The sequence below is a fragment of the Noviherbaspirillum sp. genome, from assembly GCF_036846085.1.
Taxonomy (GTDB): Bacteria; Pseudomonadota; Gammaproteobacteria; order Burkholderiales; family Burkholderiaceae_D; genus Noviherbaspirillum.
Map to the genome: position 1 here is coordinate 1 of NZ_DAIUCO010000187.1, position 10535 is coordinate 10535.

The following is a 10535-nucleotide window of genomic DNA, read 5'->3' on the forward strand; positions in this document are numbered from 1 at the left end:
CAGCCGCAGATTGCCTGCATCGATATCGGCAGCGCAGACGCAGAGGGGTTCCAGAAACTGGATGCACTGCGGGAAGCATTGCCGAAAGCCCTGGTTTTCGTGGTATCCGGAAAGCTTGATTCCGGCGCGGTGCAGGGGGCATTGCAGCGCGGCGTCCATGGCTTCATCGTCAAGCCGTTCAACGCGGGAACGGTCCTGACCACCATTCGCAACGCCGTGATCAAACTTGCCAGGCAACATCGCGTTAACAACAGTGATGCCGGAACCGTGTAATCGAGGAAAGTGGCTCGCAAATTGCTAGCTTTGCGAGTGTCTCCTCCAGTTGCGTAAGCGACTCCTGCCCCGTGCGAAAGCCGGGGCTTTTTTCATTCTTTCCCTGTTGCGCGCGTTATTGGTGCAGCCACTGCGCCAGCCAGGCGCATCCGTCCGGATTTCCCTACGGTACCGAGAAGTAACGCGGGTCTGGTGATACATAAGCCATGATCGTGCGGTCGAGCAGGCCGGCAGGTGCCACTTCCTTCAGATCGAATGCCGATACCGTGCGGGCGACATTGAAACGCCAGGTAAACGACTTCCCGTTAACGAGGAATTGCACGATATCGCCGCCGACCACATTCACATGGCGGGTATCCGGCCGAATCTCGATGGTTTTATCGGCGACCGTCGCCGGCGCCGGATCACCGTAGAGGTGAACGTAGCTGCGTTGCGCCAAGGAATATGGGGCCAGGGAAAGACAAATTCCGGTAAAGGCAAGTGTAAGAAAACCCCGTATCGGAAGTATTTTCATGGTCGACTCCATTCTCTGCACAAAATTTGCGCATAGTTTCCACTTTGACAGCGAAATCACGAAGTTCACGGTGTAATATTCGCCGGCATGTAAAAAAATCCATTCCCAGGATGATGGAGAGAGACAGGAACCCGCCGGACGCAAGCTCGGCGGGTTTTTATTTTGGATGCGAACTGGACGCTGATGGCACGAGATATAGACAAATGAAATGTCTGATATCACTACAATAAACGTGATAAATATGCTGCGCTGCGATATATTCTCACCTGTCTCCTCCAACTCCCTGTGAATTGGATTAGCCCGCAAACCGAAAGGTCTGCGGGCTTTTTTTTGCCTAACGCGTTGGAGGGACGAATGCGCTGTTTTCAGCCCGCCGTCGTCTGCGCTTCCTCCGCCTTCCAGAACCAGCCCTGCCCGATCACATATTCCATCCCGGTGGCCGCCGCCAGCATCAGCGATCCCGCTACCAGAAGCTGGGGGGACGATAGCATGCCGGCCAGGCCCCAGAACAGCAAAAGGGACGTCATGCGCAACAGCCAGAGCACGCACTCGCGGGCAACGATGCGATCGGACAGTTTTCCGGCGATATCCAACGTGCGCTGGTTGAGCACCTGTTCGCTCGCCATCAGGAACGGGCCACCGGCCGCTTTCAGCACCGAATAGGCGACATACAGCGCCGGCAACCACGCACTGGCGCCGAGCAGGAGAAACGCACTGCCGACCACCAGGCAGGAAGCGCCGAGCCAGTGCGCCCGGTTGCCGACATCCCGGTTCTTGCGGGTGAAATAGAGTGCGACGCCGCCGACGAGGCTTGCCGCCGTCGTCACCCAGCCGAACTGGCTGGCCGAACCCAACGCCTTGACCGCACCGGCCGAGGACAGCGCCTGACCGACACCGAACAATCCGGATTCGAGGAAAAACAGCGGCAGGCAGGCGATGAACTGCGGCTGCCGCATCACCGCCAGCGGCCGGTCGATGGAAACCGGCTCCGTATCCGGTATGCGCTTGCAAAGCAGCAGCCCGCCAATGACGGACAGCGCCCCGTACAGGTCGTACACCCGGTTGCCGTCATCGGCGGCACCGGCCAACACCAGTGTCGCCGCCAGCGTGGCGCCGATACCGAATACCACCGTCAATGCGCCGGAATGCGCCGCGTAGCTGTCGCGCTGCGCGTCGCTGAACAGCGACATCTCCAGCCAGTGACGCGCGCTCCAGGTCAGGCCGATGAAACCGCCGAAGGCGGCAGCCATCATGTCCGGCGAGCGGTCCGACAACAGGATCAGCAGGCCGGGGACGATAAAGCCGATGCTGAACAGGCGCTTGCCCGTGAGGCGCAATCGTGGCCCCAGCGAATAGGCCAGCAGGGTCGCCACCAGCGCGGCGGTCATCATGCCGGCAGTAAAACGGAGCATCGCATCGACGTCATGCGCGCGCATGATGAAAAACCCGATGAAACCGCCCAGCGTGGAAATGGCGCCTTGCAGGGCGATCGAGGGAAGCAGTGCGCGTTCGTTGGCGGGAATGGTCATGCGTTGTCCACCGCGGAAAGCGGCATGGCGAAAATGAATGTCAAAAAGAATCCGGATCCGGTGGCGCGAGACCATGCGGAACCGGCTTGCGGCGGTTATGACATGCCGACAGGAAAGATGGTTCCTTGCGGCAATTGGCGGATCGGTGGGTGGGCGCGGATGAGCGGAGTGGCGCGCAGGCAGGAACGACAGCATCCGAGTGCCGGTCCAGCAGGGAAGCGGGCGGCGAACGAACTTGCTGGTTAGAAGGATGAGGATGAAGGTCTTGGAAAGGAAGCGCCGGCCCCACGGCGGCAGCGCGTCCCGTCAAGAACTTAATTGATGGCAGGTGTGCCGTTGTTGGCGATTGGGGCGCCGAAGCGGTTGGCGCCGGTGCCGGGTTGTGCCAGGAAATAGATGATCGCGATCCAGCCGAGAATCGGGATCAGGCCGATAAGCTGGAGCCAGCCGCTCCGGTCGGTGTCATGCAGCCGGCGCGCTGCGGCGGCAATCGACGGCACCAAGGTCGCAACGTAAAAGACCGTAGCCAGCATATCGCTGATCATCGAAATGCCGAAGCCCGCGAGCACGATGAATAACGCAAACCACCAATATTCCGATCGCGTTGCCCTGCCGTTGAAATTGGCGTAGTTGGCAAAGCATGCCTTGATCGATTCCACAAATGTCATGTAAAGCTCCCGGTAATAGTTTTTATTCAATAAATGTTGACGAGACGCAAGCCTTCCTCTGCAGCGTCCCCGGAACATTACCCTTACTCAATACGGAAATCCAGCAATCCCGTATAGTCACCGCCTCAGGACGATGCAAGAGTGCCACCGGTAGCAGACCGTGCTACTCATCCACCGATGGAACGTTTTTTGCGCACATTCGCACTATTCCTGCCGTGATGGAGCCGCGCTGAAGCCCGCTGCAGTCATTCACAAGCCAAATCTGTCGTGCGACATAGAGAAATTACATAAAGCCATGGACCAGAATGAAGCTTTTACAAAACACTACGATCCCGATCACCTCCTTGACGCGTTGATCGAGGCGATGCAACTCACCAATGATCGTGCACTGGCGCGCAGACTCAACGTCGCCGAAGCCGTCGTACGCAATATCCGCCGGCGCAAACTGCCGGTGAGCGGGTCGATGCTGATGTGGATGCACGAGGCAACCGGCATCAGCATCGCCGAGTTGCGCCGCCTGATGGGCGACCGCCGCACCAAGTTCCGCCTGAGCAACGTTCGGCCTGTCATCCATTCCTGACTCCCTGACAGCTCAGCCGAACCGGCAACGATTGACGGGAATCGACTGATGGAACCGTTGCCGGTCTGCGTTGCCAAAATGAACATGCTTGCCATTCCAGGCGCTCTTGATCGCCTCCCGCCATGCTGAATCCCGGAACGCCTGTCGATCTTCCCAAGCCGCAGGAAAATGCAGCGGCCGTTCCTCTCGCGGAAGCGCATAACCAGGCGCCCGGCCTGAGCGCCGTCACGGCGGCGATCATCCTGCTGACGATCGCCGCACTCTATTTCGGCCGCGACATCTTCCTGCCTTTCGCACTCGCCGTACTGCTCAGCTTCATGCTCGCGCCGCCCGTTGCATGGCTGCGGCGCCTGCATTTGCCGCGTGCGCCTGCGGTACTGATCGTCGTCACGACGGCATTTGCGCTGATTTGCGGCCTGTCGGTGCTGGTTGCCAGCCAGGCGGTGAATATTGCCGAGAACCTGCCGACCTACCAGCAAACGATGCAGAAGAAAATCCGCTCGATCCGCGCCGCTGCGCCGGGCGGCGGCGCGATCGATCGCACCACCGAAGTCATCGAGGCGCTGGGCGAGGAATTGTCGAAGGATTCGACGCCTGCGCCTTCCAGCAAGCCGCGCAAGGCCCAGGCGAAGGAGCCGATCCCGGTGCGGGTCGAACCGCAGGAACGGAATCCGCTCGATACCGCGCGGGAGATGGTGGCGCCGATGCTGGGGCCGATCGGCACCGCCGGCCTGGTGATCATTTTCATTTTCTTCGTGCTGCTCGAACCAAGCGATCTGCGCGACCGCTTCATCCGCCTCGCCGGCAGCGACCTGCATCGCACCACCGAAGCGCTGAGCGAGGCGGCGCGGCGGGTCAGCCGATATCTGCTGATGCAACTCATCATCAACGCCAGCTACGGCGTGCCGATCGGCATCGGCCTATACCTGATCGGGGTCCCCGGAGCCTTCCTGTGGGCGCTGCTGGCCACGCTGCTGCGCTTCGTGCCCTATCTCGGCCCGGTAATCGCCGCGTTGTTCCCCGTCACGCTGGCCTTCGCCGTCGATCCCGGATGGGACATGCTGTTATGGACGCTGGCGCTGGTCGTCACCATGGAGCTGATCAGCAACAACATCATCGAACCCTGGCTGTACGGTGCCAGCACCGGCCTGTCGCCGGTGGCGGTGATCCTGGCGGCGATCTTCTGGACCCTGCTCTGGGGGCCGATCGGGCTGATCCTTGCCACGCCGCTGACCGTCTGCCTGGTGGTGATGGGACGCTACGTACCGCAACTAGCCTTCCTCGATGTGCTGCTCGGCAGCGACCCGGTGCTGCTGCCCGAGCAGCGGCTGTACCAGCGCTTCCTCGCCGGCAATATCGAAGAGGCGATCGAAATCGCCGAAGCGCAGGTGGCCGAGGAATCCCTGCTGACGTTTTACGACCAGGTCGGATTGCCGGCATTGCGGCTGGCCGAGGATGACGGCGAGCGCGGCGTGTCGCTGCAGGACCGCATCAAGGTAGCCGACGGCGTGAGAGCGGTGGTGCACGACCTGCGCGACCAGCTCGAAAGGCGGGAGCCGGCCGACGATGCGCTGCCGGCACCGGGCTGGTTCGACAAGCCGGTACTGTGCATCGCCGGCCGAAGCGACCTCGATACCGCCGCCGTGGCGATGCTCGCCCATGGCCTCGAAAGCCGCGGCATCGGCGCACGCAGCGCACCGCCGTCGGCGGTCACGCTGGAGGCCATCGGCGAACTCGACCTGAACAACACAGAGGTGGTCTGTCTTTCCTACCTGACCGGCAAGCCGCATGCCTATGCGCGCTTCGTCTGCCGTCGCCTCAAGCGCCGTATGCCGCATCTCAAGATCCTCCTGTGCGCATGGAACCTGTCGCCGGATAACGGCACGCCCGAGGAACTGATGACCAACGCCGGCGCCGATGCGGTTGCCGCCAGCCTGGATGACGCGGTGCGGATCGCTACCGACATGGTGACGCAGAAGGCCCCGGCCATGATGCCGCCGCCGCTGCCGGCGGAAGAGAAGGCGCGCCTCGATGCCCTGCAGCGGAGCGGCGCGCTCGATGCGCGCAGGGGCGCCCATCTCGACCGGATCGCGCGCAAGGTGGCGGATGCGTTCGAGACGCCGATCGGGCTGGTGTCGCTGATCGACGAAAGCTGCCAGCTCTGGAAAGGCGCGGTCGGCCTGCCGCCGGAACTCGACAAGACCCGCCAGGGCTCGCGCGACACATCGATCTGCGGCCATGTGGTGGCGGCCAATGCGCCGCTGGTGGTGGAGGACACCGCCCGCGATCCGCGCTTCGCCGACAATGCCTTCCTGCGCGAGCAGCACATCCGTTTCTATGCCGGCGTGCCGCTGCGCGCGGCATCCGGCCACGTGATCGGCTCGCTCTGCGTAATCGACCGGAAACCGCGCACCCTCAATCCGCGCGACGTCAAGCTGCTGCAGGTGATCGCCGATGAACTGATGGCGGAACTGGAGGCGAAGGCGGACGCGGCATCGACGGCTGCCGCCGATGACGGCGGCAAGCGCTATCCGGACGTGCCACCCGGGCACATTTCGCCCGCCGGCGCCTGACCGGACAGGGATTCTGTCGGCTGGCAGGATGCGTTCAACGCTGCGCCCAGAATGCCGCCATCTTCTTGCGCATCGCCGTGTCCGGCAATGCGCCCATGCCGGCCCGGCAGTTATCGACCATGTGCTTCGGACGCGATGTGCCGGGAATGGCGCAGGTCACGGCCGGATTGCCTAGCACGTACTTGAGCAGGATCTGCGCCCAGGTTTCGCATTCGATGTCTTTCGCCCATGGCGGCAGGGGCGTGCCGGCGAGGTCGCGCAGCAGGCGGCCGCCGCCGAACGGCTGGTTTACCAGCACCGCGATGCCGCGGTCGGCGGCCAGCGGCAGCAGGCGTGCTTCTGCCTCCCGTTCGGCAAGCGAATAATTGAGCTGGACGAAATCCAGCGGCTCGGCGCGCATGATCGCCTCCAGCTCGTCATAGGCGCTGGCAGTGTAGTGGGTGATGCCGAGATGGCGGATGCGGCCTTCCTGCTTCCACCCGCGCAACGTCTTCAGGTGGGTGCGCCAGTCGACCAGGTTATGGATCTGCATCAGCTCGATGCGTTCATCCTGCAGCAGCTTCATTGACTCGCGCATTTGCCGGATGCCGGCGTCCCGACCCCGGGTCCAGACCTTGGTGGCGACGAAAGCCTTGTCATGCATGCCAGCCTGTTTCAGCAGTTCACCGACGACGGCTTCGGAGCGGCCGTACATCGGCGAACTGTCGATCACCGAACCGCCTGCCTCGAACAGGATGCGCAGCACCTCGGCCAGCGGCGCGTGTTCGTCGCTTCCCGCGCCGACGTCGAAGGTTTGCCAGGTGCCGCAGCCGATCACCGGCAGCGCCTCGCCGCTGGAAGGGATGGGGCGGGTATGCATGCGTTGCGGGTTCATCGCGGCTCCCTGGGTTGCGGATAGCGCCCTGCCGCCGATGCCGGTGCCGAGCGCGAATGTGCCGGCCATGGCGAGGCGGAGAAATGTGGCGCGCGTCATCGGTGCGTGCAGCGGTACATCGTTCATCTGGTGCTCCTCATTCGGTATCTTCATGAATCTTTCGCTCCTCCATGCCTGCCGCCAGCCGCTTCGATAGCATCACCCACAGCGCGGTCAGCGGGACGAACAGCAGTGCGATGCCGGCAAAGCCGACACCCAGTCCGGTCAGGGCGGCGGAAATCCAGCCGCTGACCGCATCGCCGCCGCGATAGACCACGGTCTCGATGACGCTCTTTGCCTTGTATTTCGCTTCCCTGCTGACCACCGTAAACAGCACTTCCCGTCCCGGACGCACGATGGCGTAATCCACCGACCGGCGCAGCGTCTGCACCGCGACGAGCATGGCCAGGGTCGGCCACAGTGCGATGCCGGCAAACGCCAGCATGCCGGCCAGCGGCAGTAATGCCAATGCCGCCGCCACGCCCGCATATTTCAGGAAGCGGCCGGTGATCAGCAGCTGCAGCAGGATGGTCAGGCAGGACACGCTGAAGTCGACGATGGCAAACAGCCGGGTACGCGCCGCCGTATCGGCCAGCGCCGCCGCCACGATGCGCGCCTGTTCGAAATAGAGCAGCGTCGAGGCGAAAGTGTGCAGCAGCAGGAACAGGACGATGCCCAGCAAATAGCGATCGCGCAGGATCAGTTTCACGCCGCCGAAGATGCCGCCGCCGAGGCGTTCGTCGGCAGGCGTCGAACCTGGTGCGCCGCGTTGAACGTTCGATCCGGAGTTCGGCTGCCAGCCGGCGGTGGCCGACAGCAGGCCGCGAAAACACTGCACCGCGCATTCGAGCAGCACTGCGGCGATCAGCGTCAGTACTGCGACGCCGAACTGCACCGCGAGCAGCGCGGCAATTGCCGGTCCGGCCAGCGCGCCCGCGGTTCCGCCGGCTGCAATGAAACCGAACAGGCGCCGGCCTTGCTCATTGCTGAAATTGTCCGCCAGCACACTCCAGAAGATACTCACCACGAACAGGTTGAACACGCTGATCCAGACGAAGAACACGCGCGATACCGCCACTTCCTGCACACCGGTGGCAAACAGCAGTCCGAAGACGAGAATGTTGAGCGCGAAAAAACGATAGACGACCGGGACGAAACGGCGCGGCGGCCAGCGTGCCGCGATCGCACCGAACACCGGCACCAGCAGCAGCATCGCCACGAAGGTGGCGGTAAACAGCCATTGCAGGCGATTCGCGCCGCCCACCAATCCCATCGCATCGCGCAGCGGCCGCAGCAGGTAATAGCCGCTGAGCAGGCAAAAGAAATAGGCGAATCCCCACAGCATCGCCGCGATCTCGTGCCGGCCCGCGCCGGTGGCACGCACCAATAGCTGATGCAACCAGGACATGGGGCGATCGGCAGGTTCGGAACGGGAGGCAGGATGCATGGGTGGCAATGATGAAGATTGCGTTTATGACCTCGTGCGAATTCGGGAAATCCTCATGTCGTGAATTTCCTGTCTAGCCTTTCCGGCAAGCATTGCCAGAGAGAGTAGACGACTCGTTAATTCAAGGCAAAAAAGTCGCTTGAATCACGACAATAATGTTCTGCGGCAAGCGCCCATAAAATATAATGCCGCACGGTCACAACAGCGCATCCCGCATGCTGCAAAACCAGAATGACGATATTGCACTTTGCCGTCAAAGAGTTGTCGCTGGGCACATTGCTTCTCGGTATCGGCGCGTGCCACGCCACCCAGGCATGGCAGCCGCTCCATCAACCATCCCAGCATCTTCCCGACCTGTCGGCCAGTCACGGTGCGCCCCGGCACATTCACGTCGACAAGCATAGCGCCGGCATCGGCTATACCGAGCGTGACAATAAGTGGGACGCCAAGCTCGACGCGAACCACCAGGTGAACCCTTCCCTCAATGTCGATTACGGCACCCTGCTGACCGGCAGGCTCGGCGCAGGCATGGCGCTCTCCCACAGCAATAACCAGACGGAAGTGCTGGTCAACGGCGTGTACGCCTATAAGCACAATGTGCATCTGCATCTGTCCGGCGGACAGTTGTGGGCGTCCGGCGACGAATCCGGGGGCGCGGTCAAGCAGAGCAACCTGCTGCTGGGGGCGCGCAAGGTCTGGCACAGGGATCGCCTGTTCTCCGACGTCGGGCTTGCCACTTTCAGCGTCGAAGCAGGCGGCGGCACAGCCACGCCGTCCCGATTGCCGGACCTCGGCATGGCATCCGGCGGCGGCAATGTGGAAACGGGCGGCGGACGGCTCGACGGCTACAGCCTGCAACTCGGCCTGCGCCCAGAGCCGGGATCGCGCATCGAACTGCAGCGCGACTTCGGTCATTTCACCCATCAGGTCAACCGCGCCATGCGCAACGAGGCGACGACGGCGTCCAACCGGATCAGCTATTCGCGCCAGCTCGAGAATTGCGCCCGGCTGCATACCGGCGTGCAGAACAATGCCGACAGCGAGCGCGTCGATCTCGGTGTGGCCATGCGCAACTGGCACCTGAATGTGTCGCACGCTCAGACCGACGCCGGCAATGCCGACACCACCTTTCACATCGGCTACTCGATTCCGCTCGCCGGCAAGCAGCAACAGCCCGTGGGATGCAAACGGCCGCCGGAAGGACCGACTGCGATCGAACCCATCGTCAGCGCCGCCGTCCGACGGCCGGCGCAGCTGCCGCAGGCGCCGCTGGTCCGGCCTGCGCCGGAAACTGCCGCGCCCTAGCTTCCTCTATCTCCCGCATCGGGCCATCTGTCGCGCGGCTGCCGGATTTTTTGCGGTTTCCGTGATCATTTTCCGATTCCACGTTATATTTGCCGTAATTGCCATGAGGAAAGAAAAAAACAGTTAGGGCAATTCATTCGCCATCGATGCGAATGCACAAGATCCTGGAAAAGGGCGATAGAGACTTCAAGCCGGCATCGGCTGAAGACAATAAACGCTTAGATCAAGGAACAATCATGAGACACTTTTTTCATTCGGTTGCAGTAGGCGTTTCCGCCCTGGCAGTATGCAGTGCCGCGATTGCCTCAGGCGAGCGCGGCTCGGCGGACGAAGCGGTGGCGATGGTCAAGAAGGCTGTCAGCTACATGAAGGCCAACGGCAAGGACAAGGCATTCGCCGAGTTCGCCAATCCCGCCAATACCGAGTTCCATGACCGCGACCTGTATGTGTTCGTGTACGACATGAACGGCAACAACGTCTCCCACGGCAACAACCCCAAGATGGTCGGCAAGAATCTCCTGGAGATGAAAGACCACGAAGGCAAGTACATCATCAAGGGTTTCATCGAAGTCGCCAATGCCAAGGGCAAGGGCTGGGTCGACTACAAGTGGCCCAACCCGGTGACCAAGGCGGTTGAATCGAAGTCCGGCTATATCGAAAAGGTCGACAACCTGATCGTCGGGTCCGGCATCTACAAGCAGTAAGCATCCACATCAACGCATGCGGCGGGGGG

General features: G+C 62.1%; 9 protein-coding genes and 1 pseudogene. 5 read left to right on the forward strand and 5 right to left on the reverse strand.

Annotated features, from left to right (window positions below):
- Positions 1 to 273: pseudogene (locus V7080_RS18705) on the forward strand (ANTAR domain-containing response regulator); the annotation flags it as partial.
- A 163-nt stretch (positions 274 to 436) separates the two neighbouring features.
- On the opposite strand, the gene V7080_RS18710 reads toward V7080_RS18705, so the two are convergent.
- The 3 genes from V7080_RS18710 to V7080_RS18720 all read right to left on the reverse strand — a co-directional run bounded on the left by V7080_RS18710 (position 437) and on the right by V7080_RS18720 (position 2984).
- Positions 437 to 787, reverse strand: a complete 351-nt coding sequence (locus tag V7080_RS18710) for a CzcE family metal-binding protein (protein ID WP_334189907.1) — start codon at positions 785 to 787, stop codon at positions 437 to 439.
- 365 nt (positions 788 to 1152) lie between these two features.
- On the reverse strand, positions 1153 to 2316 hold the full coding sequence (locus V7080_RS18715) for a hypothetical protein (RefSeq protein ID WP_334189908.1): 1164 nt from the start codon (positions 2314 to 2316) through the stop codon (positions 1153 to 1155).
- Positions 2317 to 2630: 314 nt separating this feature from the next.
- A complete protein-coding gene (locus V7080_RS18720) occupies positions 2631 to 2984 on the reverse strand; it encodes a DUF805 domain-containing protein (protein WP_334189909.1) in 354 nt (117 codons plus the stop codon).
- Between the two features lie 295 nt (positions 2985 to 3279).
- Between V7080_RS18720 and V7080_RS18725 the strand changes: the two genes are divergently transcribed.
- Both V7080_RS18725 and V7080_RS18730 read left to right on the forward strand, forming a co-directional pair.
- Positions 3280 to 3564: a helix-turn-helix domain-containing protein gene (locus V7080_RS18725; protein WP_334189910.1), complete on the forward strand. Its 285-nt coding sequence runs from the start codon at positions 3280 to 3282 to the stop codon at positions 3562 to 3564.
- A gap of 122 nt (positions 3565 to 3686) precedes the next feature.
- On the forward strand, positions 3687 to 6137 hold the full coding sequence (locus V7080_RS18730; RefSeq protein ID WP_334189911.1) for an AI-2E family transporter: 2451 nt from the start codon (positions 3687 to 3689) through the stop codon (positions 6135 to 6137).
- Positions 6138 to 6171: 34 nt separating this feature from the next.
- Here the strand turns inward: V7080_RS18730 and V7080_RS18735 are convergent, their stop codons facing one another.
- A complete protein-coding gene (locus tag V7080_RS18735; RefSeq protein WP_334189912.1) occupies positions 6172 to 7164 on the reverse strand; it encodes an aldo/keto reductase in 993 nt (330 codons plus the stop codon).
- Complete coding sequence (locus V7080_RS18740; protein ID WP_334189913.1) at positions 7148 to 8458, reverse strand: NTP/NDP exchange transporter; 1311 nt, start codon at positions 8456 to 8458, stop codon at positions 7148 to 7150. The genes V7080_RS18735 and V7080_RS18740 overlap by 17 nt, the downstream gene beginning before the upstream one ends.
- 270 nt (positions 8459 to 8728) lie before the next feature.
- Here V7080_RS18740 and V7080_RS18745 point away from each other — a divergent pair, with 270 nt between their 5' ends.
- Positions 8729 to 9802 carry a hypothetical protein gene (locus tag V7080_RS18745; RefSeq protein ID WP_334189914.1) on the forward strand — a complete coding sequence of 358 codons (1074 nt, stop codon included), beginning with the start codon at positions 8729 to 8731 and terminating at the stop codon, positions 9800 to 9802.
- 236 nt (positions 9803 to 10038) lie between these two features.
- Positions 10039 to 10506: a cache domain-containing protein gene (locus tag V7080_RS18750; RefSeq protein ID WP_334189915.1), complete on the forward strand. Its 468-nt coding sequence runs from the start codon at positions 10039 to 10041 to the stop codon at positions 10504 to 10506.
- The last annotated feature ends 29 nt before the right edge of the window (positions 10507 to 10535 follow it).

What these genes read in the sequence shown, in the direction of transcription:
- V7080_RS18745 (WP_334189914.1), top strand. Translation starts at nt 8,729, where the DNA reads ATGACGATATTGCACTTTGCCGTCAAAGAGTTGTCGCTGGGCACATTG.
- V7080_RS18710 (WP_334189907.1), bottom strand. Translation starts at nt 787, where the DNA reads ATGAAAATACTTCCGATACGGGGTTTTCTTACACTTGCCTTTACCGGA.
- V7080_RS18750 (WP_334189915.1), top strand. Translation starts at nt 10,039, where the DNA reads ATGAGACACTTTTTTCATTCGGTTGCAGTAGGCGTTTCCGCCCTGGCA.
- V7080_RS18740 (WP_334189913.1), bottom strand. Translation starts at nt 8,458, where the DNA reads ATGTCCTGGTTGCATCAGCTATTGGTGCGTGCCACCGGCGCGGGCCGG.
- V7080_RS18730 (WP_334189911.1), top strand. Translation starts at nt 3,687, where the DNA reads ATGCTGAATCCCGGAACGCCTGTCGATCTTCCCAAGCCGCAGGAAAAT.
- V7080_RS18735 (WP_334189912.1), bottom strand. Translation starts at nt 7,164, where the DNA reads ATGAAGATACCGAATGAGGAGCACCAGATGAACGATGTACCGCTGCAC.
- V7080_RS18725 (WP_334189910.1), top strand. Translation starts at nt 3,280, where the DNA reads ATGGACCAGAATGAAGCTTTTACAAAACACTACGATCCCGATCACCTC.
- V7080_RS18720 (WP_334189909.1), bottom strand. Translation starts at nt 2,984, where the DNA reads ATGACATTTGTGGAATCGATCAAGGCATGCTTTGCCAACTACGCCAAT.
- V7080_RS18715 (WP_334189908.1), bottom strand. Translation starts at nt 2,316, where the DNA reads ATGACCATTCCCGCCAACGAACGCGCACTGCTTCCCTCGATCGCCCTG.